The 26,044-nt window shown below is 68.9% G+C and carries 23 protein-coding genes and 4 pseudogenes; 6 read left to right on the forward strand and 21 right to left on the reverse strand.

From position 1 onward, the window contains the following. Positions 1–27: 27 nt before the first annotated feature. On the reverse strand, positions 28–1,203 hold the full coding sequence (locus ACZ7EG_RS28305; protein ID WP_471084956.1) for an NAD(P)/FAD-dependent oxidoreductase: 1,176 nt from the start codon (positions 1,201–1,203) through the stop codon (positions 28–30). A 5-nt stretch (positions 1,204–1,208) separates the two neighbouring features. Further along, positions 1,209–1,406 carry a ferredoxin gene (locus ACZ7EG_RS28310; RefSeq protein ID WP_471084714.1) on the reverse strand — a complete coding sequence of 66 codons (198 nt, stop codon included), beginning with the start codon at positions 1,404–1,406 and terminating at the stop codon, positions 1,209–1,211. A gap of 313 nt (positions 1,407–1,719) precedes the next feature. Here ACZ7EG_RS28310 and ACZ7EG_RS28315 point away from each other — a divergent pair, with 313 nt between their 5' ends. Next, positions 1,720–2,295 (forward strand): TetR/AcrR family transcriptional regulator, encoded by a 576-nt coding sequence (locus tag ACZ7EG_RS28315; RefSeq protein ID WP_471084717.1) that lies wholly within the window; start codon positions 1,720–1,722, stop codon positions 2,293–2,295. A 390-nt stretch (positions 2,296–2,685) separates the two neighbouring features. On the opposite strand, the pseudogene ACZ7EG_RS28320 reads toward ACZ7EG_RS28315, so the two are convergent. Beyond that, a pseudogene (locus tag ACZ7EG_RS28320) lies at positions 2,686–2,901 on the reverse strand (transposase); the annotation flags it as partial. A 290-nt stretch (positions 2,902–3,191) separates the two neighbouring features. After that, positions 3,192–3,953 (reverse strand): SDR family NAD(P)-dependent oxidoreductase, encoded by a 762-nt coding sequence (locus ACZ7EG_RS28325; RefSeq protein WP_471084720.1) that lies wholly within the window; start codon positions 3,951–3,953, stop codon positions 3,192–3,194. Positions 3,954–4,120: 167 nt separating this feature from the next. Here ACZ7EG_RS28325 and ACZ7EG_RS28330 point away from each other — a divergent pair, with 167 nt between their 5' ends. Further along, entirely contained in the window at positions 4,121–4,756 is a 636-nt protein-coding gene (locus ACZ7EG_RS28330; RefSeq protein ID WP_471084723.1) for a TetR/AcrR family transcriptional regulator, read from the forward strand. A 62-nt stretch (positions 4,757–4,818) separates the two neighbouring features. Here the strand turns inward: ACZ7EG_RS28330 and ACZ7EG_RS28335 are convergent, their stop codons facing one another. After that, positions 4,819–5,499, reverse strand: a complete 681-nt coding sequence (locus ACZ7EG_RS28335) for a TetR/AcrR family transcriptional regulator (protein ID WP_030578230.1) — start codon at positions 5,497–5,499, stop codon at positions 4,819–4,821. Positions 5,500–5,607: 108 nt separating this feature from the next. Between ACZ7EG_RS28335 and ACZ7EG_RS28340 the strand changes: the two genes are divergently transcribed. Further along, positions 5,608–6,573, forward strand: coding sequence for an NAD(P)-dependent alcohol dehydrogenase (locus tag ACZ7EG_RS28340; protein WP_030578233.1), 966 nt, complete (start codon positions 5,608–5,610; stop codon positions 6,571–6,573). A 21-nt stretch (positions 6,574–6,594) separates the two neighbouring features. On the opposite strand, the pseudogene ACZ7EG_RS28345 reads toward ACZ7EG_RS28340, so the two are convergent. Beyond that, positions 6,595–7,452: pseudogene (locus tag ACZ7EG_RS28345) on the reverse strand (IS5 family transposase). Between the two features lie 105 nt (positions 7,453–7,557). Between ACZ7EG_RS28345 and ACZ7EG_RS28350 the strand changes: the two are divergent. Continuing rightward, positions 7,558–7,920 (forward strand): annotated as a pseudogene (locus tag ACZ7EG_RS28350) (transposase); the annotation flags it as partial. Between the two features lie 11 nt (positions 7,921–7,931). Here ACZ7EG_RS28350 and ACZ7EG_RS28355 read toward each other — a convergent pair. Together ACZ7EG_RS28355 and ACZ7EG_RS28360 are read right to left on the reverse strand one after the other, a co-directional pair. After that, positions 7,932–9,577 (reverse strand): annotated as a pseudogene (locus ACZ7EG_RS28355) (ISAzo13 family transposase); the annotation flags it as partial. Next, positions 9,469–9,921 (reverse strand): Lrp/AsnC family transcriptional regulator, encoded by a 453-nt coding sequence (locus ACZ7EG_RS28360; RefSeq protein WP_471084959.1) that lies wholly within the window; start codon positions 9,919–9,921, stop codon positions 9,469–9,471. The gene ACZ7EG_RS28360 and the pseudogene ACZ7EG_RS28355, both read right to left, overlap by 109 nt. A gap of 195 nt (positions 9,922–10,116) precedes the next feature. Between ACZ7EG_RS28360 and ACZ7EG_RS28365 the strand changes: the two genes are divergently transcribed. Beyond that, positions 10,117–10,578: an Lrp/AsnC family transcriptional regulator gene (locus ACZ7EG_RS28365; RefSeq protein WP_471084727.1), complete on the forward strand. Its 462-nt coding sequence runs from the start codon at positions 10,117–10,119 to the stop codon at positions 10,576–10,578. Positions 10,579–10,650: 72 nt separating this feature from the next. Here the strand turns inward: ACZ7EG_RS28365 and ACZ7EG_RS28370 are convergent, their stop codons facing one another. Then, positions 10,651–12,081 carry an aldehyde dehydrogenase family protein gene (locus ACZ7EG_RS28370; RefSeq protein ID WP_471084730.1) on the reverse strand — a complete coding sequence of 477 codons (1,431 nt, stop codon included), beginning with the start codon at positions 12,079–12,081 and terminating at the stop codon, positions 10,651–10,653. Next, positions 12,074–13,162 carry a homoserine dehydrogenase gene (locus ACZ7EG_RS28375; protein WP_471084733.1) on the reverse strand — a complete coding sequence of 363 codons (1,089 nt, stop codon included), beginning with the start codon at positions 13,160–13,162 and terminating at the stop codon, positions 12,074–12,076. Before ACZ7EG_RS28375 ends, ACZ7EG_RS28370 begins: the two co-directional genes overlap by 8 nt. Positions 13,163–13,837: 675 nt before the next feature. On the opposite strand from ACZ7EG_RS28375, the gene ACZ7EG_RS28380 reads away from it, so the two are divergent. Continuing rightward, entirely contained in the window at positions 13,838–14,110 is a 273-nt protein-coding gene (locus ACZ7EG_RS28380; RefSeq protein ID WP_471084736.1) for a LysR substrate-binding domain-containing protein, read from the forward strand. A gap of 43 nt (positions 14,111–14,153) precedes the next feature. Here the strand turns inward: ACZ7EG_RS28380 and ACZ7EG_RS28385 are convergent, their stop codons facing one another. From ACZ7EG_RS28385 to solA, 11 genes are all read right to left on the reverse strand, one after another. Further along, the gene (locus ACZ7EG_RS28385) at positions 14,154–14,888 is read right to left on the reverse strand and encodes an SDR family NAD(P)-dependent oxidoreductase (protein ID WP_471084739.1); all 735 of its coding nucleotides are present in this window, start codon (positions 14,886–14,888) and stop codon (positions 14,154–14,156) included. A gap of 49 nt (positions 14,889–14,937) precedes the next feature. Next, on the reverse strand, positions 14,938–16,350 hold the full coding sequence (gene aspA / locus ACZ7EG_RS28390; protein ID WP_471084742.1) for an aspartate ammonia-lyase: 1,413 nt from the start codon (positions 16,348–16,350) through the stop codon (positions 14,938–14,940). Between the two features lie 122 nt (positions 16,351–16,472). Beyond that, on the reverse strand, positions 16,473–17,177 hold the full coding sequence (locus tag ACZ7EG_RS28395; RefSeq protein ID WP_471084745.1) for an HAD-IA family hydrolase: 705 nt from the start codon (positions 17,175–17,177) through the stop codon (positions 16,473–16,475). Between the two features lie 40 nt (positions 17,178–17,217). Beyond that, positions 17,218–18,156: an aldo/keto reductase gene (locus tag ACZ7EG_RS28400; RefSeq protein WP_471084748.1), complete on the reverse strand. Its 939-nt coding sequence runs from the start codon at positions 18,154–18,156 to the stop codon at positions 17,218–17,220. Beyond that, the gene (locus tag ACZ7EG_RS28405) at positions 18,153–19,613 is read right to left on the reverse strand and encodes an aldehyde dehydrogenase family protein (protein ID WP_471084751.1); all 1,461 of its coding nucleotides are present in this window, start codon (positions 19,611–19,613) and stop codon (positions 18,153–18,155) included. Before ACZ7EG_RS28405 ends, ACZ7EG_RS28400 begins: the two co-directional genes overlap by 4 nt. Next, positions 19,610–20,563, reverse strand: a complete 954-nt coding sequence (locus tag ACZ7EG_RS28410) for a succinylglutamate desuccinylase/aspartoacylase family protein (protein WP_471084754.1) — start codon at positions 20,561–20,563, stop codon at positions 19,610–19,612. Before ACZ7EG_RS28410 ends, ACZ7EG_RS28405 begins: the two co-directional genes overlap by 4 nt. Before the next feature lie 352 nt (positions 20,564–20,915). Further along, positions 20,916–21,683, reverse strand: a complete 768-nt coding sequence (locus ACZ7EG_RS28415) for an amino acid ABC transporter ATP-binding protein (protein ID WP_471084757.1) — start codon at positions 21,681–21,683, stop codon at positions 20,916–20,918. After that, positions 21,680–22,633 carry an amino acid ABC transporter permease gene (locus ACZ7EG_RS28420; RefSeq protein ID WP_471084760.1) on the reverse strand — a complete coding sequence of 318 codons (954 nt, stop codon included), beginning with the start codon at positions 22,631–22,633 and terminating at the stop codon, positions 21,680–21,682. Before ACZ7EG_RS28420 ends, ACZ7EG_RS28415 begins: the two co-directional genes overlap by 4 nt. 7 nt (positions 22,634–22,640) lie before the next feature. Further along, the gene (locus ACZ7EG_RS28425) at positions 22,641–23,597 is read right to left on the reverse strand and encodes an ABC transporter substrate-binding protein (protein ID WP_471084763.1); all 957 of its coding nucleotides are present in this window, start codon (positions 23,595–23,597) and stop codon (positions 22,641–22,643) included. A 301-nt stretch (positions 23,598–23,898) separates the two neighbouring features. Beyond that, positions 23,899–24,870, reverse strand: a complete 972-nt coding sequence (locus ACZ7EG_RS28430; RefSeq protein ID WP_471084766.1) for a succinylglutamate desuccinylase/aspartoacylase family protein — start codon at positions 24,868–24,870, stop codon at positions 23,899–23,901. Positions 24,871–24,888: 18 nt separating this feature from the next. Then, positions 24,889–26,025, reverse strand: a complete 1,137-nt coding sequence (solA, locus tag ACZ7EG_RS28435) for an N-methyl-L-tryptophan oxidase (protein WP_471084769.1) — start codon at positions 26,023–26,025, stop codon at positions 24,889–24,891. Positions 26,026–26,044 lie beyond the last annotated feature (19 nt).

Raw genomic sequence — 26,044 nt, forward strand, 5'->3', positions numbered from 1 at the left:
GGGATGTGGGTGAGGCGGCGCGGCGCGTCAGGGCGTCCGGGCCGCCTCCACGGCGTCGCGCCAGGCGGCGCGCAGGGCGACGGACTGCCGCCATGCCCGGACCACCTTCGGCGGCATACCGACGCCGAGGACTCCGGTGAGGCGGTCGCCTCTGCGGTAGGCGGCGACGAACCGGCGGGAAGCCAGGTCGCCCTCCACGACGGTGACCTCGTCGTGTCCGCGCACGTAGCCGTGGGCCTGGATCTTCATGCCGTACTGGTCGGACCAGAAGTACGGCACCGGCGCGAAGGGCTTGCGCGCCTGCGGGTTGAGCAGGTTGCGGGCGGCGGCCATGCCTTGTTCGGCGGCGTTCGTGCGGTGCTCGACGCGCATCCGCGTGCCGAACAGGGGGTTGTGCCACGAGGCCACGTCGCCGGCTCCGTACACGCCAGGGGCAGCGGCACTGAACTCATCGCACACCAGGCCGTCGCCGACGGTCACGCCGCTGCCCTTCAGCCATTCGGTGTTGGGGTGGGAGCCGATGGCCAGGAGTACTTCGTCGGCTCTGAGCACGCTGCCGTCGCCAAGGCGTACGCCACCGGAGACGACCTCGGCGACTGTCACTCCGGTGCGCAGGTCCACGCCGTGCTCGTCGTGGAGGGAGGAGAGCACGCGTCCGACGTCCTCGCCCACCGCTTGGGCCAGTGGCGCGGAGGCCGGCTCCAGCAGCGTCACCCGCGCGCCCAGACTGCGGGCCACTGAGGCGGCCTCGGAGCCGAGGAATCCGGCTCCGACCACGGTCAGGTGGCAACCGGGCCGGATGCGGTCCCGCAGAGCGAGCGCATCGTCCAGTGTGCGCAGTACATGCGCCCGCTCGCCGGGCAGTCGACGCGGCCGTACACCCGTTGCCACGACCAGGCCATCGAAGCCCACCTCGGAGCCGTCGGCCAGCGACACCGTACGACCGGTCAGGTCCAGTCCGGTCGCGGCGAGGCCGAGGCGCAGCTCCAGGCGCAGGGCTTCCAGATCGGACTCCGGGCGCAGCGGGAGCCGGTCGGCGGCCCACGATCCCGACAGGATCTCCTTCGACAACGGCGGCCTGTCGTACGGCGACAGGGGCTCGTCGCCGATGAACGTGATCGCACCCTCGTACCCCTCCCGCCGCAGCGTCTCGGCGGCGGCGAGCCCGGCAGCCGAGGCTCCGACGATCGCGATCCGGTTCAGTGAGTTCACGATTCGGTCAGCCGTATCGCCGCGGCCGGGCACACCACCGCCGACTCCCTCACGGCGTCGTGGTGGTCGGGTGCCGGGGTCTCGTCCAGGAGGATGACGAGGCCGTCTTCCTCCTGCTGGTCGAAGACCTCCGGGGCGAGCAGGACGCACTGCCCCGAGGCGACGCATTTGGGAGCGTCGACTTCTACCCGCATAGGCATAGGCGTATCACCTCAACTGTCATGGCTGGCTTGTTCACTGCGGCGCACAGCGTGCTGTCGGCGGTAGGCCGTCACCCCGGCGCCATGGGAAGCAGTCTACGAGTTATTGGCCCAAGCGGACAGTAAGTCCGGACGGGACATGAAGTCCCTGGATGACATAGCATTACTTTCGGCCAGATGGTGGGGATGAGCGGAGACGGGTGACGTGAAGTGCGGCGACACGGCGACAAGCCGACGAGGCGCGCCGGACGCGGAGCGGAGAACGGGCCGTCCGCCACTGACGGAACGGCGCAAGGCCGAAACGAGGATGGAGATCGCCCGCGAGACAGTGCGACTGTTCACGAGCAAGGGCGTCGCCGCGACCTCGGCCGATGAGATCGCGGAAGCCGTCGGCATCTCGACGCGCACACTGCGGCGGTACTTCCCCAGCAAGGAAGCATGCGTCCAGCCATTGCTGGCAGCGGGGGCCGAAGCGGTCACCCGGCGACTGCGCACATGGCCGTCAGGGCGCACCCTGAGAGAGGCCGTGAATGACTGGGAAGACGGCGACGCCCTGATGGACGAGCCCGATGTCGCCGCGAGTCTGGACCTCATCCGCCTCACCCGCACCGAGCCGGGGCTGAAGGCCGTATGGCTTCAGACGTACCACGAATACGACGGTCAGCTCGCCGAAATCCTCGCCGAGCGCGCAGGTTGTGACGCTGATGACCTGCACATCAGGATCCAAGCCGCGACGATCAACGCTGCCCTGCGCGTGGCCGCGGAGCATTACGCATGGCGGGAGCGCGATGGCCGAGCCGAGCCGGGCCAGAATGAAAGTGCGGGACTGTCGGAGGCACTCCGCACCGCCGTGTTGACAGCGGCTCAAGGGCTCCCCGACTGAGATGGCGTGCGGCGCGTTGATGACACCGGAAGGACCGCAGGTTCTCCGAGTTGGAGCGGCTGCGCCGACCGCCCACGAGGACGATGGGCACCGCGTTCTCCCAAGCGCTGGAGCGAGTGGACGAGATCGGCTCGTTCCCGCTCGGGCGGCTGACGCTGTCACCGATATCGGTGTTCTCCGGCTTCGTCGGCGGCCCCTCGCCCAGGATCCAGACGATCTCGGAGATCAGCCGCCGATCACCGGCACGGCCGCACGGGATCTCCTTCGCCACGGCCTCGCCCCGCGCCTGGTCGCGGCCGTGCAGTACAACCGTCGCGCCCTGGCGGGCCAGGTTCCGCGCGACATCCTTGCCGATCCCCAAGGCACGCCTGTCGTCAAACGATGGCCAGCTCAAGCGGTCAGCGCGCCACCGCTGTTCAGGAGGTCAGCGTCGACATCTGCCGGTGTTCGACAGGCATGTGTCTTGCGCGGGCGATGGGTGAGCTCGTAGGCGATGGCGTCCAGGTCGGCCTGGCTGAAGGCGCGGAGGTCCGCGCCCTTGGGCAGGTGCTGTCGAAGCAGCCGGTTGGTGTTCTCGTTGGTGCCGCGCTGCCACGGGCTGCGCGGGGACAGGGCCCGCTCCCTCGGTGTCACGGACGTCGTCGCTGATGCCGCCAAATGGGCCGGCGCGGGCTTCGATCTCAATGTCCACTACGCAGGCTTCGGCACCACCACGGAAGCGGCCCTTTCGCGAACTCGTGTCATAGCGTGCTGCGCTGTTCAAGGACCCGGGCCGAGCCCATCGAGGACCGTGCGGCGGCGGCCGTGCGGCGGTGCAGGCGGAGGGGGAGCGGCCGGAGGCCCGGTTGGCCGGGCGGCGGGTGACCGTCTGCCCGGCCCTGGAGGAACCGGGGCGGTCAGACGGCCGCCCAGCCGTTGTCCACCGGCAGGATCGCGCCGTTTATGTTGCTGGCCGCGTCCGATGCCAGGAAGACGATCGCGGCGGCCTGCTCCTCGGGTTCGGAGAGCTGGCCCACGTTGCTGGAGTAGGGCGCGAGCGCGGCCGGTCCGTGCGCGCCGTCCTCCACGTCCACCTGGATCCCGGTTTTGGTGCCGCCCGGCGCTATCGCGTTGGCCCGGATGCCCTGGTTGCGGTACATCACGGCCAGGCTCTTGGTCAGGCCGACGATGCCGTGCTTCGAGGCCGTGTAGGCGGCACCGGCCGAGCTGCCGCGCAGACTGGCCTCGGAGGCGGTGCTGACGATCGCGCCGCGGCCCGACGCCAGCATGTGCGGCAGCACCGCCCGGGTGAGCAGGAACGGCGCGGTGAGGTTGACCCGTATGACCCGCTCCCACTCGGTGTCGGTCACGTCCGCAAGTGCCGACATCCGGTCCATGATCCCGGCGTTGTTCACCAGGACGTCTATCCCGCCGAACCGCTCCACCGCGATCGCGACCACCTGGTCCACCACCGACTGCTCGCTGAGGTCGCCGGTGACGGCCACCGCCGTACCGCCGACCGCCTCGATCTCCTTGACCGCCGTGTCTGCGCTCTCGGCGTTCAGGTCGGCGACCACGACCCGGGCGCCCTCCTTCGCGAAAGCCAGGGCGGCGGCACGCCCGATCCCTGATCCCGCGCCGGTGACGATGACGCTGCGCTCGTCGAGTCCGCTGTCCATGTGGTGCTCCTATCAGGTGGTTCCGAGGGCGCTCGGCGTCCGGTGCAGTCACACCATACGACTTAATGTCTCTGAATGACATAAAGTCGGGGCAGGGGTTCTTTCTTGTCGTTCCGGCTCCTCGGGGGAGAATCGCGGTGCAGCAGCCACTGGCACCGGAGGGACAGATGACCGCAGGGGGACGCACGGGACGGCCGCCCCTGAGCAAGGAGCGCAAGGCCGAGATCAGACTGGAGATTGCCCGTGCCGCGGTGGACCTGTTCGCCGCCCAGGGGGTGGCCGCGACCACGGGCGAGCAGATCGGGCAGGCGGTCGGGGTCTCGGCGCGCACGGTGTGGCGTTACTTCCCGAGCAAGGAGGCATGCGTACGACCGCTGTTCGCGGCCGGCATCGAAGCGATCGCCGACGTACTGCGCCGCTGGCGCCCTGATCGGCCGCTGGAGGACGTCTTCGGCACCGTCCTGCCGACGGACAGCCGCCTCGTGCACGGTCCGGACCGCGCCACCATCTGCTCCCTGGTACGACTGACCCGCAGCGAACCAGGTCTGCGAGCGGAATGGCTGCAGTCATATGACGCGGCCGAACCGGCGTTCGCCCGCGCCCTCGCCGAACGCTCCGGGCTGCCCGCGGACGCCCTCGTGCCCACCATCCAGGCGGCCATGGTCAACGCGGCCCTGCGCGCGGCCGTCGAGTACTACGCCTGGCGTGTCGCCGACGGCGCGACGGACGCGGCCACAGCGGAAGCCGAGCTCACAGCGACCATGCGCGCGGCCCTCGCCGTCGTGGCGGACGGGCTCGCCTAGGGCCTGTTGCGAAAGTGGCGCGGTCACCCGAAGGGCGGCCACGCGGCAGGCGCCGCTTCGTATCAGGCTCCGGAGGACCGCTGTCCCTGGGAGCCGTGGGCCGCGAGCGGAAGACTGCGCAGCGACAGTGCGCTCGGCGCTGGCAGCGCTCCGTGGGCCGCCTCGGCGCGGAACGACTGGAGCAAGTACGCCACCAGACGCCGGGACGCGGCACGGTCATCCGGCAATGCGGTGACCAGACCGCAGTGGGACAACAGGGCCACGGCAAAGTCGGAGGGGTGGAAGTCGGCCCGCAGCACGCCCGCCGCCTGAGCCCTGCGGACCAGGGTCATGAAGTCCCGCTCGGCCTGTTCCCGTACCCGCGCGTGTTCTCGCGTGCTGTCCGGAAAGGCCGCGACGAACGCGGCCGGGAAGCCCCGTTCCTCCCGTTGTAGTTCGCAGACCGTCTCGACCAGTCGCTGGAAGCCCTGCCACGGATCGGGGTCGGCCAGCGCCTCGGTGAGCGCCCGAGCGCAGGTGTCCATCTGGTGCGCGAACGCGGCCCGCACCAGTGCGTCCCGCGTCGGGAAACGCCGGTACAGCGTCGCCACGCCGACCCCCGCCCGCCGGGCCACGGTCGCCATGGGCGCGTCGATGCCGTGCTCGGCGAAGACCACGCGGGCAGCCGAAAGGATGCGCCGCCGGTTGCGCCGGGCGTCCGCCCGCAGACTGTCCTGCCCCGCGATCCGAGAGGATTCCCCCACCGCTGTCTCTCACCTCCGGTCAAATGGACGATCTCGTCCGCTTGCCAGCCTACGCTCGGCGCCACGATCCCCCGCACGGCCACTGGTGGCGAAGGTGAGAACGCAACGATGGACGACCGCACGATGAAAGCCGTACTGTTCGACCGCTTCGGCGGCCCCGAGGTGCTGTATGTGGGCCGGGTGCCACGTCCCGGACCGGCACCCGGCGAGGTCCTCGTGCGCGTGCGCGCGTTCAGCGTGAACGGCGGCGAACTGGCGGCCCGTTCCGGTCGGGCCCGCCTCATCACCGGCCGGAAGTTCCCGCAGCGCATCGGGCTGGACTTCACTGGCGAGATCGCCGCACTCGGCACCGGCGCGACCGGCGTAGCGGTCGGCGACCAGGTGTGGGGCGTCCTGGGCCGCAGCTCCGGATTCGGCAGCGCCGCCGAGTACGTGACGGTACGGCCCGAGCGGCTCGGCCGGGTCCCGGACGGACTGGACCTCGTAGCCGCTGCCGCGCTGCCGGTGGCCACCACGGCCGTCACGGCCCTCCGCGACAAGGCCGCACTGCGCCCCGGCGAACGGCTGCTTGTACGGGGCGCGGCGGGCGGCGTCGGCAACGCCGCCGTCCAGCTGGGACAGGCGTACGGTGCCGAGGTCACGGCCCTGGCCCGCGCTGCCAACCTCGACTTCGTCCGTACGCTCGGTGCCCACCACGCCGTCGACCACCGGACCGTGTCCCCTGCGGAACTGGGGCTGTTCGACGTGGTCCTCGACACGGCGGGCACCGACCTGCGTACCGTACGGCGGATGCTGAAGCCGGGCGGACGCATGGTCACCATCGCCTTCGACCTGACGCGGCCCGCCGCCTCGCTGGGCTACATCGCGGCCAGCGCCGTCCACGGACGCGGCCGGGTGCGCTTCTTCAGCGGCAACCCCGAACGTGCGCTCTTCGACGACCTCGCCCGCCAGGTGACAGAGGGGAAGCTGCGGCCGGCGGTGGACACGGTCTTCCCGCTGGAAGAGACAGCGGCCGCACACCGGGCGCTGGAGGCGGGCGGGGTGCAGGGCAAGTACGTGGTCAGGGTCGACTAGGGTTTGTTGGAAAGGTGCTGGTCACAGCCACTCGTTGAGGACTGCGACCAACACGGTCGCCTCGTAGCGGACGGCGAGCTTGTCGTATCTCGTGGCCACGGCCCGGTGGCGCTTGAGGCGGTTGATCCCGCACTCGACGACATGCCGCTCGCGGTAGTCGGTTTTGTCGAACTTCGGCGGCCGACCGCGTCGGGCACCGAGTTTCTGGCGGTTGCGGACGCGGTCGGCGGGGACCGGGATGGTCGCCTTGATCCCGCGTCTGCGCAGGTAGGCCCGGTTGCGGCGGGAGTCGTACGCTTTGTCGGCCCGCACCCGGTCCGGCCGCCTGCGGGGCCTGCCCGGACCAAGGCGGGGTACCCGGATGGCTTCCAGGACCGGCTCGAATTGCGGCGAGTCACCCCGCTGGCCGGCTGTGATCACGACGCTCAGCGGCTTCTGCCCCTGCTCGACGGCAAGGTGGATCTTGGTGGTCAGGCCGCCTCGGGAACGTCCGAGACCATGGTCGGCCGGCTCAACGGCAATGCCGCCGGGCGGTTCCTTTTGCAGATCCCCTTTTTCGAGGCCCCGGCGGCGTGGTGGTGGGCCCGGCAGACGGTGGAGTCGATATTCACGTCCCAGGTGATCAGGCCCTTCGCGTCCGCCTGAGCTTGGAGCTGAGTGACGATCCTGGCCCAGGTGCCATCGCGCTGCCAGCGCCGGAACAGGTCGTAGCGTTCCCAGGGCCCGTAGCGTTCCGGCACATCACGCCAGGGAGCACCGGTACGGGGTCCGCCACCGGATGCCGTCTATCAGCTGCCGTCGCGTCCACACCGGCGGACGGCCCGGCTTGATGCCCTGCGGCAACAACGGCTCAAGCCGGGCCCACTGTCCATTCGTCAGATCACCACGCCCGACAGGGCGTGATCATCCACGACCAAGATCCACTTTCGCAACAGGCCCTAGTACTCCAGTCAGAAATCGTTGCCTGAGCCAAGCATGGTGGGGATGGATGAAGGCGCCTTGTGGGCTGGGGAGTTGGAGTCGGTGTTCACGCGGGTTGCGGGCCGGTTCTCGAGGGTGGATCTGCGATGGCGGATGCGGGACTACATGCGTGGTCTGCTGGCACCGGTGCAACGGAAGAACGGCTGGCAGCTCGCCGAGTACGCAGGTCACCGCGGGCCGGCCGGCTTCCAGCATCTGCTGAACGGTGCGTCCTGGGACGCTGACGCGGTCCGGGACGACCTGCAACAGTACGTCGCCGAGCGCCTCGGCACTCCTGACGGTGTCCTGATCATCGATGACACCGGCTTCCTCAAGAAGGGCGCCATGTCTGCCGGCGTGCAGCGGCAGTATTCCGGCACGGCCGGGGCTTGTCCGTAAATAACTGTCAGAGTTGATCTGTGGAGGTGTTCTCCACGGACGTTGGACGAGTTTGCAGTTGCTGGAGCGTGCATGCTGGTGAGCCGGGCATCGGTGTGACGGGGATGCGGTGCAGGTCGAGAATTCGGTGGCCGTCCTGGAACTGGTTAGACAGGTTGGTGCGTGTGACGCCCAGCATCTGGGCCGTCAGGGTGCTGGTTGCGGCCTTGCGGCGGCGCAGGAGTGCGGCAAGCAGCCGGTGGAAGTGATCGAGGCTGCTGGTTTGCGGATGGAGGTAGCCCCGTGGGCGGTGGAAGCGGCGCTGGAAGGCTGCCTCGGCCAGGGCGTCCCAGTACGGTTCCGAGACCTCCACGAGGTGTGCGAACTCCGAGCGAGCCATGCCGGTCAGCGTCGGATCGGTAAGCATCAAGGTCACGGCGGGGTCGATCGGCCGGAGAGCCGCCGGTTCTTCGGAAGGACTTGGGGGATCCGGAGCCAGAGCGTAATTCCAGTTGCCGTGAAACGCATCGGGTGTGATCGGCAGAGCGTGGAATTCGGCGGTCGTGACGGTGGTGCCGAGGGCGTAGTCGCCAGTGTCCAGCTCGGCACCGATCCTGAGTCCGGCCGCAGTGGTCGTTGCGGCGATTGTCTCGAGCACGACTTGGTAGCTGGTCAGCGGCCGGCCGCGCCAATTAGCGGTGATATGGCAGAACATTCGGTGCTCGATCTTGTTCCACTTCGAAGTACCCGGCGGAAAGTGACACACCGTGATCTTCAGTCCGCTTTCGCGGGCGAAATTGTGCAACTGCTTCTTCCAGGTCCAGTAGCGGGGGTTGTTCGAGCCGCTGGCGTCGGCAGTGATCAGTAACCGGTCCGCGTTCGGATGGTCCACTCGCCCACGGCGGCGCCACCAACGGCGGATGGATTCGGTGGCGAACTCGGCGGTGTCATGGTCGGTCCCGACGTTGACCCAGCCTGTGTTGGTGGCCAGGTCGTAGACCCCATAGGGAATGGCCGCCGGTTGGTCGTCATCGAAGAGGTGGGAGTGGTAGTCCACCTTGATCGGGTCCTTGCCGGGGCGCCAGACACGGCCGGGCCGGTCGCGGTTGCCGATCCACTCCTTGGCCTTGGTGTCGATGCTGATTACCGGCTGGCCGTCGTCAAGGAAGGCGGTGGCGGTGGCGTTGATGTGGGCGAACTGGGCGTCGCGGTCCGGATGGCGTGCGCCTTCAGTGGTTTTGGTCGTGCCTTGCAGGCTGTATCCCATCGCGCGCAGCAGACGTCCGACGGTCGTAGAGCCGACCAGGTGCCCCTGCGCGGACAGGGCCCGAGCCAAGTTCCGCGGCGACAGTGTGGTCCAGCGCAATGGGGCGACGGGATCACCGCGGGTATGCGGCTCGATCAGCAATTCCAGAGCTGGCAGCAGACCGGAGTCGGTGGCCGTCAACGGCTTGCGCCCGCCTCCCGGAGCCCGGATACGGTGCGTGGGCGCCGCGTGCGTCTCCAGTTCGGTTATGCCGCGCGCGATGGTGGCGGTGCTGGTTCGGGAGACGGCAGCTACCGGGGCGATTCCGCCATGACCGAGCGAGACGGCCTCGCTGGCGAGGTAAAGCCGGCGACGGCGTTCGTCGAGATGAGGCAGAACCTGCTCAAACTTGCACTGCAACCGGTGACCGCTTCCAAGGGACCGACGGCGTCAGTGAGGAAGGTGTACAGGGCCTCGAGGTTCGGGGCGGCGACGGCGACGACCAGGTTGGCGAGCCCGGTGGTGGTGGCGCAGAACCGGACGTGCGGGTGAGCGCTCAGTGGCCGCGCGGCCACCTGTAGCGCACCCGGCCGCACCGAGATCCACAGCAGTGCCTCGGTCTGCGCGCCGAGCAGTGCGAGATCGAGCTCGGTGGCCAGGCGCAAGCGGAAAGTTCTGATACCAGCGCCCTGGTTGCCATAGGCGGGTGTGGCTTGAAGGTTGCGTCCGAGACCCTTGACTGCCTTCCAAGTCGCCACCATCATGTGTGCCACATCCTGGCATGTTATTCCACTCTTCGGCATGCAACTTTCGGAGGCTCCTGCCGATGTGAGCCGAGGCCTCGAAGGCAGAGTTTGAGCGGGTGTCGCCGCCGCGCCGCATCACGCTGCGGCACGCCCGCGATTCGCGTGCCATGGGGGTATATAACGTCGCCCGATTCGCGAAGGAGACGGTCCGCTGTGGATGCCATCGACGAAAAGATCATCACCGAACTGACCCGCAATGGCCGCATCTCGCATTCTGAACTGGCGAGCAAAGTGCTGCTGTCCCGCAACGCGGTGCGCCAGCGCATCGAACGGCTTGAGCGCGAGGGGCACGTCGCCGGCTACACCATCGTCCGCTCCGGCGCCGACACCGGCGATGTGGTGTCGGCGCTCGTACTGGTCTACCGCCAGGACCGTATGCGCGGCGGTGACGTCCTGGCCGCGCTCCAACGCATTCCGGAGGTCGTCATCTGCGAGATCCTCAGCGGCGACTTCGACGTCATGGTGCGCCTGGAGGCGGCCTCGCTGGAACGCATACGGAACATCTGGGAGGACATCGCCGAGATGCCCGGCGTGCGGGACACGGTCACGGCGCTCACCCTGTCCAGGGTGGTCAACCGACCGCGAGGAGAGCGGAGTTCTGTGGCGCCGGGGTGAGTAGCGCGGTGGCCTGCTCCCGGCCACTGCGCTGCAGGACGGAGATTCAGCGTCACGTCACTCGAGCTCGGGTCATTGGACCGCGTCGGTGATGTGGTTGACGCAGACGACCTTGGGCTGGGTCATCTCCTCGAAGGCGAATCGCACGCCTTCGCGGCCCATGCTGCCGTACTTGAATCCACCGAAGGGCATGGCGTCGAAGCGGTAGTCGGACGAGTCGTTGATCATGACCCCGCCGGCTTCCAGCAGCCGGGCCGCGTTCAGGGCGCGGTCCAGGCGGGAGGTGAAGACGCCTGCGTGCAGGCTGTAGTCGATGGCGTTGGCCTGCTCGATGGCGTCCTCGAAGGACGTGAACGGCTGCAGCACGACGACCGGCGCGAAGACTTCCTCCTGCCAGATCGAGCAGGTCACCGGTACCTCTTCCAGGACGGCCGGCGTGTACAGGGCGCCGGTGACGTCGTTGCCGCACAGCAGCACCGAGCCCTGGTCCACCGCCGTGTCGACCTTGGCCCGGGTGGCGGCCGCGGCCTCCGGGGTGATCATGGGGCCGACGTCGGTGCTCTCGTCGAGCGGGTCGCCGACATGCAGCAGCTTGGCGCGGGCGACGAAGGCGTCGCGGAAGCGGTCGTAGACCTCGCGGGCGATCAGGATCCGCTGGGTGCCGATGCAGTTCTGGCCCGCGGCCCAGAACGCGCCGGAGACGCAGGAGGTCACGGCCTCGTCCAGGTCGGCGTCGTCCATGACGATGACCGGGGCGTTGCCTCCGAGGTCCATGGCGAGCTTTTTCAGGCCGGCTGTGCGGCTGATGGCCTCGCCGGTGGCGAATCCGCCGGTGAAGGACACCATGCGCACGTCGGGGGCGGCCACGATCGCGGCGGCGATGCCTGCGTCGCCGTTGACGACGGTGACGATCTCCTCGGGCAGGCCGGCCTCGATGAGGGTGTCGACCAAGCGCAGCGCGGACAGCGGCGTCAGCGCGGACGGTTTGAGGATGACCGCGTTGCCGCCGGCGATGGCCGGGCCGAGCTTGTGGGCCGCCAGGTTGAGGGGGTCGTTGAACGGGGTGATGGCGGCGATGATGCCCAGCGGTTCGCGGGTGAACCAGCCCTGCCGTTTCTCCGAGCCCTCGTAGGAGTCGAAGGGGATGACCTCGCCGGCGTTGCGCCGGGCCTCGGCCGCGGACAGGGACAGAGTGTTGACTGCACGGCCGACCTCCTTGCGGGCCTGGGTGATGGTCTTGCCGGACTCGCTGACGATCAGCTGGGCGAAGGACTCGGCGCGCCGCTCGATCAGGTGGGCGGCGCGTTCCAGGACCGCGGCCCTGGAGGCGCGGGACAGCGCGGCCGCAGTGCGGCGCCCGCATCTGGCCTGCTGCAGGATGCTGCCGATGGCGCCTGCGTCGACGGTGGGCACCGAGGCGATCACCTCGCCGGTGTAGGGGTTGTGCACGGGCGCCGTGTCGGTGCGCAGTTCGATGCCGGGTGGCACGACGGTGTCAGACACGGTGCGTCTCCTCAAGGACGGGGCGCGTGGGGGCGGTGTCGTCGTCCGCGTGGCGCTGGTGGATGGCGATGATGTCCGACAGCAGGGCGTAGGCGGTCTCGATGCGGCCGGCGCCCGGCCCGCAGACCGTGATGGTGCCGAGGAGGTCGGTGTGGAAGGCGACCGCGTTGAGGGGGCCGGAGATCCCGGCGAGCGGGTGCTGGGCGGGCAGCGCGAGGGGGGCGACGCGGGCGTCGACGCTGCCGTCCTCGTGGCGGGTGGCGGAGCCGACCAGCTTCCAGCGCAGCCCCTTGGCGGCGGCGTCCTGCACCTCGTGGGGGGTGATGGCGGAGATGCCCTCGCAGAAGACGTCCTCGCGGCGCAGGTCGGCGCCGAGGACCTCGTTGGCCAGGATCATGACCTTGAGTTGGACGTCGTGGCCCTCGATGTCCGCGGTGGGATCGGCTTCGGCGTACCCGAGCTTCTGGGCTTCGGCGATGGCCGCCTGCAACTCGATGCCCTCTTCGAGGCGGCCCAGGATGTAGTTCGAGGTGCCGTTCATGATGCCCTGGACCCCGGTGATCTGAAGGCCTCCGAACATGCGCTCGGCGGTGCGCAGGACGGGGGTGCCGCTGAGTACCGAGCCCTCGAACTCGAAGCTGACGCCGCCCTCGGCGGCCAGCTGTTTCAGTGCGCGGCCGGCGAGCGCGACCGGTCCCTTGTTGGTGGTGCACACGTGCTTGCCTGATTCCAGGGCCCAGCGCACATGGGAGAGGGCCGGCTCGCCGTCGGTCGGGTTGGTGAACGTCGCCTCCACCACGATGTCGGCCGGGACCTCGCGGATCACCCACTCGTTGCGCGGATCCGCGCTGCCACCGGCCAGGCCCGCAAAGCTCAGCTCCCCAGGCTCGGCGGCCAGCAGCGGCGCCAGATCGACACCGTCGGTGTCCACCAGGGAACCGGCCCGCAGATCGGTGATCGCCACCACCCGCAGGGAGAAGCCCAGCTCCTTTGCCAGGCGTTCCCCGCCGTGGGATATGAGCTCGGCAAGCGCGCGGTTGACGCCGCCGAAGCCGATGAGGGCGAGATCGTATCGGCCCATGAGTTCGCTCCTTCACAGTCCGCCGCCTTCACGGTGCGGCTGGTCAGAGCTTCGCTTCCGCGCCTGTCACCTGCTCCATGTCGCAACGGCCACACGGCATGCCGGCCTGCACCGTTGTGATGACGATTCACTCACCCTCGGTCCTTGCTACAGACCCACCACGGGGGCCAGTTGCGATCGCAGGGTGGCGGCGCGGGGCTGCAGGGTGCCGTCGAAAGCGGCGGACCCGATGGTGAAGGCGCCGACTCCGGCCGATGCGAGCGCCTGTATCTGATCGGTGCTGGTGTGGAGCCGGCGACGACCAGACGGCCGGTGGTGGCGGCGCGGGCGGCGCGAACCAGGTCGAGCGGATCGGCGTCGGTGGCGCGGTAGGCGAGGAGGTCGAAGCCGGCGCAGCCCGCGGCCTCGGCTCGCCGGCAGTCATCGGCGAGGCGGTACGGGTCTCCGGCGAGGCGGGTGGGTGCCCCAGGGGTTCCCCGGCGAAGGGCAGGTAGCCGATGGGTGTGCCGTAGGACGTTGAGGGTCTCCTCGATCCAGGTGCCGCCCATCAGCCAGTCAACCCCGAGTTCGGTGGCCGTCCGTACTGAGGCAATTGCCTGGTCCCGGTGGGCGCTGACGACTTCGAGGTAGGTGGTGGCGCCCACGTCCTTCATGCGGGTGTGGAGCTTGGCGAGGGTGTCGGGGTCGACACCCGCCTCCCAGCAGACCCTGGAGCACTTCTGCCCGACCCTCCAGGCCGCCGCGGCCGGCGTCGGGGTCGCGATCGCCCCGTATGCCGTCGTCCGCGACGACCTGGAGCGGGGACAACTCGTCGCGCCCTTCGGTTTCGTCCCCGACGGCACCAGCTACCACCTCCTCAGCCGCCGATCACCCGAGCAGGACGGACGCGTCCGCGGACTGACGGCATGGCTGCGGGCCAAGACGAGCCGGCTCGAGGACGATTCCTAGGGCAACCCAGGGCACGTTTCCGGCGTATTGGGGACAGGCGTATTCAGAACGCCGTGTAGCCACCGTCCACGGGAAGTACGGCGCCGGTGACGTATGACGACTCGGGGCAGGCGAGGAAGAGGACCGCATCGGCGACCTCTTCGGGTGTGGCGAGCCGGCGGAGCGGGATGGAGTCCTCCCTCACGCGCCGGTAGGCAGCGGGATCCGGACGTCGCTGGAACGAAGTTTCGATGATCGGCGTCGCGGTCAGACCTGGCGCCACCACGTTGACGCGGATGTTGCGGGACGCCCATTCCATGGCAGCGCCGCGCGCGAGTGCGATGAGGCCGCCCTTGGCTGCGCAGTACAGGGTCTGGTTCGGCATGCCGACCATGCCGAGGCGCGAGCTGACGCACACGATGGACCCTCCCGGCTCTGGAGCCAGTGGTACCAGGTGTTTCATGACCAGGAACGCGCTGAGCAGGTTGCCGTGGAGCACGTCGCGCGCGGCGTCGTAGGTCATCTCTTCGAGTGGGCTGGACGCCTGCAGTCCGTGGCAGAGGACGACCACTCCCACGTCCCCCAGGTGGTTCGCTGCTCGGTCGGCGAGCTCGCAGACGAAGGCCTCGTCGTTGAGGTCCCCCGGGAGGTAGAGGTCCTCCGGATGGTTCTCGGGCAGCTCTGGCCGTCGTCCGGTGAGCAGGAGATTAGCCCCCTCCCGACGGAAATGGGAGGCGACAGCCTGACCGATCCCACTCGATGCTCCGGTGATCACGGCGTTGACGTCCTGGAGTCTCATGTTCGTCCCGCTTCAAGGGTGGGGTTGTCGTCGAGTGTGAGCTGTCTGTTCAGGCCAGTACCTGGCCGCTGCCCGCGACGGTCTCGGGCTGCAGCAGGTCCGCGAGCGTCTCCGCGGACAACAGGCCTCTTTCCAGGACGAGTTCCGCGACTCCCTTGCCGGTGGCGAGGGCTTCCTTGGCGATGTCGGTGGCGGTGGTGTAGCCGATGTGCGGGTTGAGGGCGGTGACCAGGCCGATGGAGTTCTCGACGCTCGCGCGCAGGGCCTCGGTGTTGGCGGTGATGCCGGACACGCACCGCTCGGCCAGGATCAGGCAGGCGTTGCGAAGGTGCGTGATGCTCTCCGCCAACGAGTGGAGGATGATCGGCTCGAAGGCGTTGAGCTGGAGCTGTCCGGCCTCGGCGGCCATGGTGATGGCCACGTCGTTGCCGATGACCTCGAAGGCGACCTGGTTGACGACCTCGGGGATCACCGGGTTGACCTTGCCGGGCATGATCGACGAACCGGCCTGTACGGGAGGGAGGTTGATCTCGCCGAGGCCGGCGCGCGGGCCGGAGGACAGCAGCCGCAGGTCGTTGCAGCTCTTCGACAGCTTGACGGCGATGCGCTTGAGTACCCCGGACACCTGCACGAACGCGCCGCAGTCCTGGGTCGCTTCGACCAGGTTGGCGGCGGTGACCAACGGCAGCCCGGTGATCTCGGCGAGGTGACGACGGGCTGACTCGGCGTACCCGGCGGGGGCGTTGAGGCCCGTCCCGATCGCCGTGGCGCCCAGGTTGATCTCATGGATCAGCTCGACTGCCTCGGCCAGGCGGCTGCGGTCCTCGTCGAGCATCACGGCGTAGGCCGAGAACTCCTGCCCCAATGTCATCGGCACCGCGTCCTGAAGCTGGGTGCGGCCCATCTTCAGGACGCCACGGAACTCCACGGCCTTGGCCGCGAAGGCGTCCTGAAGGGCGGCCATGGCCTTGAGCAGGCCGTGCACCGAGCACACGGTCGCGATCTTCACGGCGGTCGGGTAGACGTCGTTGGTCGACTGACCGAGGTTGACGTCCTCGTTGGGGTGCAGATGCCGGTATTGCCCCTTGCTGTGGCCAAGGAGTTCCAGGGCCCGGTTGGCGACGACCTCGTTGGCGTTCATGTTGGTCGAGGTGCCGGCGCCGCCCTGGATGACGTCGACGACGAACTGGTCGTGCAGTTTGCCGACGCGGATCTCCTGGCAGGCCGCGACGATCGCACTCGCTTTTCGCGGTTCCAGCAGGCCCAGTTCCTCGTTGGCGAGGGCGGCGGCCTCCTTGACCGCGGCCAGGGCGTCGATCAGGTGCGGGTAGGCGGAGATCGGGGTGCCGGTGATGGGGAAGTTCTCGGTGGCGCGCAGGGTGTGAATGCCCCAGTACGCGTCGGCGGGGATGTCCCGGTCTCCGAGCAGGTCGTGTTCGCTGCGGGTGACTGAGGCGGTCATGGCGGGAGGGGGCCTTCCTTCTCGGAGCGCTTAAGGCATGGGTGCAAGGGCGGCAGCATCACTGCGCGATCGGGCCCGCGGCGGTGTCCCCATGACCGCTTCGCGGATATGCCCCCGCAGCCTCACCGCCTGTGTGGGTGTCGTGTCGCCGCGGTCAGCAGCCGAGCAGCTTCGGCAGGCCCGTCAGGTCGGGCAGCTCGTCGTAGGGCCGGTAGTCGGCGCTGCCCGGGCGGCCGTGGCGGTTGATCCACACGCGGCGCTCGAGGCCGAGGTCGCGGGTGGGGATGAGGTCGTACTCCCAGCCCTGGGCGGTGGTGGATGACCTGGGACGGCGCGATACCGATGGCCCTGAAGGCGTGCTCGAAGGTCTGCCGGTCGGGCTTGTAGGCGCCTGCCTGCTGGGCGGTGATGACGTGGTCGAACTCGACACCGATGTTCTCGACGCTGCGTGCGATCAGGTTGTCGTCGGTATTGGAGATGATGGCGATCTCGTACTTGGTCTTCAGCTGTCGCAGGGCGCCCGGGACCTCCGGAAAGGGGCCGAAGATGGGGACGGCCTCGACGAGGGCGTCACCGTCGCAGGTGCGGTACTCCAGGCCGTGCAGGCGCATGGCGTTGCGCAGGCTGGAATGCAGGACCTCGTGGTAGGGGCGGTAGGCCTCCAGTACGGCCTGGAAGCGCATGACACGGAAGTCGTCGAGGAACTCGTCGACGTCCAGGTTGTCCAGGTCCAGCCGGCCGGAGTCCGCAAGGATCTTCAGAGTGGTCGGGCCGAGCTGGAAGTCGATCAGGGTGCCGTAGGCATCGAAGGTGACGATCTCTCGCACGGGGTGCAGCCTCGATTCGCGGATTCGGGGAGCTGGGGCTTCAGACGATGCGCTCGCCGGGGGCGACGATTGCGTCGAGTGCGGCCAGGTCGGCCGCGTCGGGGACCCAGTCGGCCGCCGCCGCGTTGGCTGTGACCTGCTGCGTAGTCATGGCGCCGCAGATCACGGAGGCGACTGCGGGGCACGCGGCCAGGGCGCCCACAGCGACTTGGAGGAGGGTCAGGCCACGCTCGATGGCATACGAGGTGAGGGCCTCGACTCGGTCGAGGGCGGTGCCGGTGAGCCAGCCCTGTCGCCAGGACAGCCGGCTGCCGGGCGGGGGCTCCTCGCCGCGCCGGTACTTGCCGCTGAGCAGGCCGTTGGCCAGCGGATAGTACGGAAGGAGACCCACGCCGTGGCGCAGGCAGGCAGGGATCAGGTCGTTCTCGGCCTTCCGGTCGAGCAGGTGGTAGCGACCCTGGCTCGATACGAAAGCATCGGTGAGTTGCTCGGCCGGAAGGTTCGAGCACCCGAGGTACCGGATCTTGCCCTCAGTCACGAGTTCCTCGAGTGCGGCGACCGTCTCCTGAATCGGGGTGAGGCCGTCGGGCTCGTGGTACTGGTACAGGTCGATCCGGTCGGTGCCGAGGCGGCGCAGGGAAGCCTCGACGGCGTACCGGATATAGGGACCGGCACCGCGCCGGCCGTACAGGTCGGCCTCGGTACTCATCTGCATACCGAACTTCGTGGCGAGGACGACGTCGTCACGGTGGCCCTTGAGGGCGGCGCCGAGGAGGCGTTCGCCGTCGCCGCGCAAGCCGCCGCCCTCACCGAACCCGCCGTACACGTCGGCGGTGTCGAACAGTGTGACGCCCGCGTCGAGGGCGGCGTGGACGACAGCCTTCGTGCCGTCCTTGTCGAGGCGGCTGCCGAAGTTGCTGCCGCCCACGCCGACCACCGACACGGTCGGGCCCCGCTCTCCGAGCGGGCGGTATCTCATGACCGGTTACCGAACCCAATGCAGACGTTCTTCGTCTGCAGGTAGCTCGACAGGCCTTCTAGGCCCTTCTCCCGGCCCCAGCCGCTGTGCTTGTAGCCGCCGAAGGGGAGCTCCACGCCGGTGCCGATGCCGGTGGCGTTGACGTATACCTGACCGGCACGGATGCCCTCGGCCAGCCGCATCGCCTTGTCGATGTCACGGGTCCAGACGTAGGACGCGAGGCCGTACGGGCTGTCGTTGGCGATGTCCAGGGCCTCATCGACGTCGTCGAACTCGATGACGGTGACGACGGGGCCGAAGATCTCCTCGCGGGCGCACCGGGCGTCGTTCGTCAGGCCTGTGAGGACGGTCGGCTCGACGTAGTAGCCGTCGGCCAGGGCCGGGTCGGACGGGGCACGGCCACCGGCGCGTGCCACGGCGCCCTCCTCGCGGGCCAGGTCCAGGTAGCCCAGCACCCGGTCGCGCTGCCGGGCGGCGACCAGCGGGCCGACGTCCGGGTCGGTGAGCCCCGGGCCGATCCGCATTGAGGCGGCGTGCGAGACCAGCTTGTCGAGGAACTGCTCGGCGCCCCGCTGGAGCAGCAGCCGGGTGCCGGCTGAGCAGGTCTGTCCGGCGTTGCCGAACGTGGAGGCGGCGACCGCGCCGAGGGCCAGGTCGAAGTCGGCGTCGGCGAAGACGACGACTGGGGACTTGCCGCCCAACTCCGTGACCGATGGGACCACGTTGGCGGCGGCTGCCTGGGCGACCTTGATGCCCGTCGCCACCGAGCCGGTGAAGGTGACCTGGTCGATGTCCGGATGACCGGCGAGGGCCGCACCGGTCTCGCCGTCACCGGGGACGACGTTCAGGACGCCCGGCGGAAGGCCGCACTCCAGAGCGATCTTGCCGATCTCCAGCGGAGTCAGCGGCGCCTCCGGCGACGGCTTGAGTACCACGGTGCAGCCGGCCGCCAGGGCGGGAGCGGAACCTCTCGCGGTGTTCTGCAGCGGATAGTTGAAGGGGATGATCTGGCCGGACACACCGATCGGCTCGCGGACGGTGTAGTCGATGAGGCCGGGCCCGAGCGGGATCGTGGAGCCGCCGAGCTTGTCGGCGATGCCCGCGTAGAACTCGAAGTAGCGGGCGGCGGCCTCTACATCGGCCTTGGCCTGGCGCAGGGGCTTACCGACGTCCTGACTCTCCAGGCGGGCCAGCCGTTCTCCCTGGCAGCGGATGGCCTCGGCGATCCGGTAGAGGATGCGGCCCCGGTCGGCGGCGCGCATCCCGGCCCACGCGGGGGAGGTGAACGCCGCGCGTGCGGCAGCCACCGCCTGGTTCACGTCCGCCTCGCTGGCCAGTGCCACCTGGGCGAGGGCCGTCCCGTCGGAGGGGTCGAGGACCGTGAAGGATCGGCCGTCGGAGGCCGGGACCTGCTTGCCGTCGATGAGTAGCTCGGTCAGCTGAAGTTCAGCGGTCACGGCCGGATCTCCCCCAGCACCTCGCCGAAGATGACGACCTCGTCGCCCGGACGGACCGTGCGGATCCGGCGGACCCAGAGCACGATGCCCTCCTGCGGGGCGGTCACCTCTTCCAGCGTGTTGCCGTAGTGGTCGGTGATGGTGGCGATCAGGTCGCCTTCTTTGCAGGTCTCCCCCGGCTCTGCACGGGCGACGAAGAAGCCGCCGGCCGCGGAGCGGGCGAAGGTGCCGGAGACGGTGGTGTAGGTGTCCCGCAGCTCCGCCTCGCCGTCGGTCATGCCGAGGCTCCGCAGGATGTTGCGGATCGAGTGCATGTGGTGCTCGACGTTGGTCTCGCGATAGGTGGCGCCGCCGCACTCGATGGTGATGGCGGGCTTGCCGGCCGCGAGGACGGGGTGGCGGACCGTGCCGCCCCACTTGCCGCCCTTCCAGACCAGTTCGTGCCCGGCGGCGAGCGCCAGGTCCGTCGCCAGGTCCTCGTAGCCGCCCTGGAGGATGACCAGCGGGGCGATCTCGCCGTAGGCGCCGCCGGTGTGCAGGTCGACCACGGCGTCGACGGCGGGGACGACCTGCTCGACGAAGGTGGCGGCCAGACGCTGCGAGTACGAGCCCTCCGCGTCGCCGGGGAAGATACGGTTGAGGTTGAGGTGGTCGATGCCGCTGGCGCGGGCGGCGGCCTCGAAGGCGGGGGTGTTCATGCAGGGGATGCCGACGACGGTGCCGCGCAGGGTGACAGGGTCGATCTCCGCGAGGGCGCGCCGGATGGCCTCCTGGCCGTCGTACTCGTCGCCATGCACGCCGGCGTCCACACAGAGGACCGGGCCGTCCTGGGCGCCGTTGACGATGATCAGCGGAATGCCGAGCTCCACTCCGTAGCTGTTGGTGCCGACGGGGATGAGTCCCTGGGCGCGCTCGCCCGGGGAGATGGTCAGCGGACCGATGGAGTACATGTGGTTCCTTACCAATAGTGGATCAGATGTGGGCGGACGCCTCGGCGAGGGTGCCGGCGACGATCGCGGCGATACGGTCGAGCAGAGCGCGGTCGCTGATCAGTGGGGGGCGCGATCTTGACCAGCGGCGGGGATCGGTTATGGACGAGGGCCAGCAGGCCGGCTTCACGCAGCAGGCGTGGGATCAGGTCGACGATCCACAGCGCGGTGACGATCTGCGAATGACCAGCGGTCCTGGGACCAGCGCGGAGACGGCGCAACGCAGCGGCAGCGACGCCTTTCCAGGCGATGGCCCTCAGCGAAGCTAACGCCGGGCTGGGGACGCTACCGAAACCGCTAATCCGTGCCGCTTCTACAGGACCCTTTCGAGGAACGCCTGGGTTCGTTTCTCGCGCGGGTTGCCCAGGACTTCACGGGCGTCGCCGCGTTCCACCGCGATGCCGCCGTCCATGAAGAGCACTTCGTCGGCGACCTCGCGGGCGAAGCCCATCTCGTGGGTGACGAGCAGCATGGTCATTCCGTTGCCGGCGAGGTCACGCATGACGGCGAGTACTTCGCCCACGCGTTCGGGGTCCAGTGCGCTGGTAGGTTCGTCGAACAGCATGATGGTGGGTTCCATCGCCAGCGCCCGGGCGATGGCCACGCGTTGCTGCTGGCCGCCGGAGAGCTGGGCGGGGTACTTGTGGCCGCACCCGTCGAGGCCGACCTTGGCCAGCAGTTCTCGCGCCTTCTCCCGGCTGGCCGCGCGGTCCTTCTTCTTCACCAACACCGGTCCGGACATGACATTGCTCTCGGCGGTCATGTTGGGGAACAGGTTGAACTGCTGGAAGACCATGCCGATACGGGCGCGCTGCTCGGCCAGCCGCTTGGGACCGACGGCGTGGTAGGCGTCGTCCTTCTCGACGTAGCCGAAGTCCTCCCCGTTCACCCGCAGGACACCGCGGTCGACGGTCTCCAGCCCGTTGATACAGCGCAGCAGTGTCGATTTCCCGGATCCGCTGGGCCCGATGATGCACGAGATCTCCCCGGCCGCAACGGTCAGGTCGATGTCACGCAGAACCTGGTGACGTCCGAAGCTCTTGCACAGCTTGCTTGCGACGATCGTTCCGTCGGCGTTCACAGCAGGGACTCCCTCGTGGTGGGAACGGGCTGGCCCGCCCCCGGCTCGGCCGAGGTGGCGGCCGGGGTCAGCCGCGTCCTGGTCGAGCGGGAGAAACGGCGCTCGATCATGGATTGCGGCACGCTCAGCACCAGCGTCATGATCAGGTACCAGAGGCTGGCCACGATCAGCAGCGGAATGGTCTGGTAGTTGCGGGCGTAGATCGACTGTGCGCTGTTCAGCAGGTCGGCGACGCCGAGCACGCTCACCAGCGAGGTCTCCTTGAGCATGCCGATCACCTGATTGCCGGTGGCCGGAATGACCGCCGGCATGGTCTGCGGGATGATCACGTGCCGGAGCTTGGTGAACCCCGACATGCCCAGCGACTCCGCGGCCTCGTGCTGTCCCCGGGGGACCGACGCGAACCCGCCGCGGATGATCTCCGACATGTACGCGGCCTGGTTCAGCGTCAGCCCCACCACGGCCGCGGTCATCGGTGTCATGATCGCGTTCACGTTGACCGGTGTGGAGATGTCGGTGAACGGGATGCCGATGGAGATGTTCGGGTACAGCGCCGCGATGTTGAACCAGAAGATCAGCTGCACGAGCACCGGGGTGCCGCGGAAGAAGGTGATGTAGAGCTGGGCCAGCCCGGAGACGGGTCGCTGGTGCGACATGCGCATCACCGCCAGCACCAGCCCCAGCAGCGTGCCCAGGGCCATGCTCGCCACGGTGAGAAGGAGCGTGATCAGCAGGCCGTTGAGGATGGTCTCGGTGGTGAAGTAGCTGAACACCACCGGCCAGCGGTAGTTCTCGTTCGTCACCGCGGTCCACACCAGTCCGGCGACGATCGCGATCGCGACAGCCCAGGCGACATAGTCGCGCGGACGTTTCGGCGTGATCCGCTTCTTTTCTTCGGCCAGCAATTGGGGCACCGGTCGGCTCCTGGTCTTCGTCTCGATCACGTCCATCGGCCTGTCAGTCCTGCGGGACGGCCATGGCCGCGGTCTTGATCCCGAGGTCCTTGAAGCCCCAGCGGCCCAGCGCCTCGGCGTACTTGGGACTGTCGATGATCGACTGGATGGCGGCCTTCACCGCGGGGGTCAGCGGAGAGTCCTTCTTCAGCGCGACGGTAACGGTCTTGGTGGCCACCAGTGGCTTGAGGACCTCGAACGTCTTGGGCTGCTGCGTGGCCGCCCACTGAAGCCCGGTGAAGTCGTACATCACCGCGTCGATCCGCTTGGAGGCCAGCTGAGTGAGAGCGTCGTTCACGCTGGGCAGGGTCACCGCCTTGATGGCCGGCTTGCCCTTGCTCGTACAGTCCTCCTTGGACCGCAGGGGCAGCCACTGCAGCTCCGCGGTGCTGCCGGACTGGACGGCGACGCGGTGCCCGCACAGCGTATGCGTGGTCAGCTTCTGCGGATTGCCGTAAGGGACGGACACCCCGGTCCCGGCCTTGAAGTAGTCGACCATGTCGAGCACCTTCAGCCGGTCCCGGGTGGCGCCCATGGTGGAGGCGGTGAAGTCGTAGCGGTTGGCCTGGAGGCCGGTGATGATGGTGTCGAACTTGATGTTGTTGACCTTCAGCTTCAGGCCGAGCTTCGCGGCGATCAGCCGGGAGAAGTCCGGGTTGAACCCGATGGGGGTCTTGTTGTCCGACGCCATGAACGAGGTGGGCGGGCTGCTCAGGTCCATGGCCACCGAGAGCGTGCCCCTGGACTTCACCGCCGCCGGCAGCAGCGCAACCGCCTTCGCATCCGGCTTCACACCGACCGAGATGTCGTCGGTGTGCTCGGCCGACGACCCGGATCCCCCGCCCTGCGTCGTGCTCTTCGCCCCCGCGTTCTGCGCGGTGCCGCTCGATCCGCACGCGGCGAGCGCGAGGGCCAGGGCGGTCGTGACGATCGGGACGCTCAAGTGTCTTCTGATTCGCATGGGTTTGCTCCTTACAAAAGGGAAAGCGCGCTGGGAGCCGCTCAGATCCCGGATGGGGGGCTATTTCGAACTGGCCGGGGCGATCGGGAACACATCAGGCGGGGCGTTTGAGTTGCTGCCCTGCCGGTGCCGCAGGGGGCGAGTGAGGGAAGAGTGGCAGGGGCGGTCAGGCCGCCTGCTTGGCACAGAAGCGCTCACCGGACGATCTAGGGATCACTCATGGCAAGCTCCTGGAGGTAGTTGCAAGGGGGCCGGCCCGGTGGGGTAGAGGGGTGGAATCAGTGGGCGGGCATGTCGCCCGTCAGTCGTGCGGGGCGGCGATGGTGGCCAGCTCCGTGCCGGGGCGGACGGTGAGCCCGTTCATGCCGTAGATGATCTTTCCGGTGGCGGTTGCGGTGACCTTGTGCTCGGTGCCGTCGACCGGGTCGATGATGCGGCCGATGGTCTGTCCCTCGGTCACCTCGTCCCCGGTGATCGCGTCGGGGTACCACAGGCCGGTGACCTCGGAGGAGACGTCACCCGTGCGAAGCCACTCGCGTGGCTGCACGGTCGCCGGCTTGACGCGCTCCGACGCCTCGACGACGCCGAGGTGGTGCAGGAGGCGGTACAGGGCATCGAGCAGCCTGCGCACGGTGGCGGGGTCGCGGTCGCCGAGCTGCCCCGTCTCCACGAGAATGGCGGGCACACCCAGCCGGTTCGCCGCGGCATGGCTGTTCCCTCCGTCAGGGAGGGGGCGGACGATGACCCGCTCGTAACCGACCGCGTGGGCCATCGCCCTGTTTTTCGCGTCCAGCTCGGTATCGGAGGTCAGCCGGTAGGCCGCGAAGTCGAGCAGATGCTGGTCGATGCCGCCGCTGTGCAGGTCCACGTAGGCGTCGGCGCCGTCGATCAGGTTCTCGAACAGCCAGGACGCCAACCGCTCGGTGGGCCCACCGTCCTTGTCACCGGGAAAGACCCGGTTGATGTTCACGCCGTCCAGCGGGGAGCTGTTGAGCCTGCCCCCGTATACGGCCGGGGGGTTGGCCACGGGGCAGATCACCACCTGGCCGGCGATGTCGTCCGGTTCCAACAGACCGGACAGCCGGGTGGCGGCGTCGACGCCGATGAACTCACCGCCGTGGACGCCACTGGTGATCACCGCCCTCGGGCCGGGCCGGGAACCGTTGACGAGGACCAGCGGGATCTCCACGGTGGTGGTGCCCAGGTCGGCGGACAGGCTCCCGCGAGTCTTCTGGCCGGGCTCGGCCCGCAGCGAGCCGATGGTCAGGGTCATGTCTTACCTCGTTCGAACTCAGGCCGCGATGCGGCCGTTTGTGGTGATGAAGTCGATCGGTTGGTAGGTGCGGCCCTCCAGGGCGAGGTCCGCGGCGATGTCGCCCATGGCGGGTGAGATCTTGAAGCCCTGGCCGGAGAAGCCGGCCAGCAGGACGATGTCGTCGCAGCCCGGCAGGGGGCCGACCAGCGGGCGGGTGCTGCCGGTGTAGCCCTCCATGAAGACGGACAGCCGTACCGGGTCGGGGTTCAGGCCGGGCAGGTGGCGTCGCACCGCAGTGGTGAAGGCCTGCAGTTCCTCCGGTGCGACGGTCCGGTTCAGCCGGTTCGGGTCGTCCACGGGCTTGTGGTGGGCCTGAGGCAGACCGAGCTTGACAGTCAGGCCGTCCGGGGACGGGATGCCGTAGAAGGGGAAGTCGCCGCAGCGGATGAAGGCGGGACGCTCGGCGTCCGCCGGGGGGTCCTGGTGGGGCAGGAACCAGGCGCTGATCGCGCGGTGGATGCTCACCGTCCAGGGCAGGTCGGGCAGCAGGTCGCCGACCCACGGGCCGGGGGTGACGACCGCGGCGTCGAAGCGCTCCGTGTCGGTGTCGGTGCGGATCTCCACGCCTCCCCCGGCGACGGGGGTGACTTCCCGCACCGGGGTGTAGCGGCGGATCCTGGCACCGAGCTCCTCTGCGCGCCGGGCCGCTGTCTGGACCGTCAGCTCGGGGCGGACGAAGCCCGCGTGGGAGTCGAGGATCACCAGGTCACCGTCGTCGACACGGAACTGCGGGAAACGCTTGGCCATCGCCTCGGTGTCGATCACCTCGTGGTCGAGGCCGTGCTCGGCGATGCCGTCCATGACGGTACGCATCTCGGGGTCGTCGGCCGGCCCCATGACCAGGGCTCCGGTCAGGCGGCGCAGTTCCCGCCCGGTCTCCGCCTGCAACTGCTGCCAGAGGGCGTCGGCATGCCGTACGAGTGGTACGTAGCGGCCGTCGTGGGTCTGCACGCTGCGGAAGACCCGGGTCTCACCGCCTGCGGCGCTGCGGTCGTGACCGGGGGCGAAGCGGTCGTAGGCGACGACCTCGGCGCCCCGGGCCGCCAGCCGCCAGGCGGCCTGACTGCCCATGGTTCCGGTCCCGACGACAGCGACGCGTTTTCTGGTGGCCATGTGGTTCTCTCTGTGCGTG

Source organism: Streptomyces sp. NPDC037100 (assembly GCF_055606225.1).

What these genes read in the sequence shown, in the direction of transcription:
- ACZ7EG_RS28315 (WP_471084717.1), top strand. Translation starts at nt 1,720, where the DNA reads ATGGAGATCGCCCGCGAGACAGTGCGACTGTTCACGAGCAAGGGCGTC.
- ACZ7EG_RS28330 (WP_471084723.1), top strand. Translation starts at nt 4,121, where the DNA reads ATGACCGCAGGGGGACGCACGGGACGGCCGCCCCTGAGCAAGGAGCGC.
- ACZ7EG_RS28420 (WP_471084760.1), bottom strand. Translation starts at nt 22,633, where the DNA reads ATGGACGTGATCGAGACGAAGACCAGGAGCCGACCGGTGCCCCAATTG.
- ACZ7EG_RS28310 (WP_471084714.1), bottom strand. Translation starts at nt 1,406, where the DNA reads ATGCGGGTAGAAGTCGACGCTCCCAAATGCGTCGCCTCGGGGCAGTGC.
- ACZ7EG_RS28410 (WP_471084754.1), bottom strand. Translation starts at nt 20,563, where the DNA reads ATGTACTCCATCGGTCCGCTGACCATCTCCCCGGGCGAGCGCGCCCAG.
- ACZ7EG_RS28340 (WP_030578233.1), top strand. Translation starts at nt 5,608, where the DNA reads ATGGACGACCGCACGATGAAAGCCGTACTGTTCGACCGCTTCGGCGGC.
- aspA (WP_471084742.1), bottom strand. Translation starts at nt 16,350, where the DNA reads ATGACCGCCTCAGTCACCCGCAGCGAACACGACCTGCTCGGAGACCGG.
- ACZ7EG_RS28425 (WP_471084763.1), bottom strand. Translation starts at nt 23,597, where the DNA reads ATGCGAATCAGAAGACACTTGAGCGTCCCGATCGTCACGACCGCCCTG.
- ACZ7EG_RS28385 (WP_471084739.1), bottom strand. Translation starts at nt 14,888, where the DNA reads ATGAGACTCCAGGACGTCAACGCCGTGATCACCGGAGCATCGAGTGGG.
- ACZ7EG_RS28325 (WP_471084720.1), bottom strand. Translation starts at nt 3,953, where the DNA reads ATGGACAGCGGACTCGACGAGCGCAGCGTCATCGTCACCGGCGCGGGA.
- ACZ7EG_RS28400 (WP_471084748.1), bottom strand. Translation starts at nt 18,156, where the DNA reads ATGAGATACCGCCCGCTCGGAGAGCGGGGCCCGACCGTGTCGGTGGTC.
- ACZ7EG_RS28375 (WP_471084733.1), bottom strand. Translation starts at nt 13,162, where the DNA reads ATGGGCCGATACGATCTCGCCCTCATCGGCTTCGGCGGCGTCAACCGC.
- ACZ7EG_RS28430 (WP_471084766.1), bottom strand. Translation starts at nt 24,870, where the DNA reads ATGACCCTGACCATCGGCTCGCTGCGGGCCGAGCCCGGCCAGAAGACT.
- ACZ7EG_RS28360 (WP_471084959.1), bottom strand. Translation starts at nt 9,921, where the DNA reads ATGATGGTGGCGACTTGGAAGGCAGTCAAGGGTCTCGGACGCAACCTT.
- solA (WP_471084769.1), bottom strand. Translation starts at nt 26,025, where the DNA reads ATGGCCACCAGAAAACGCGTCGCTGTCGTCGGGACCGGAACCATGGGC.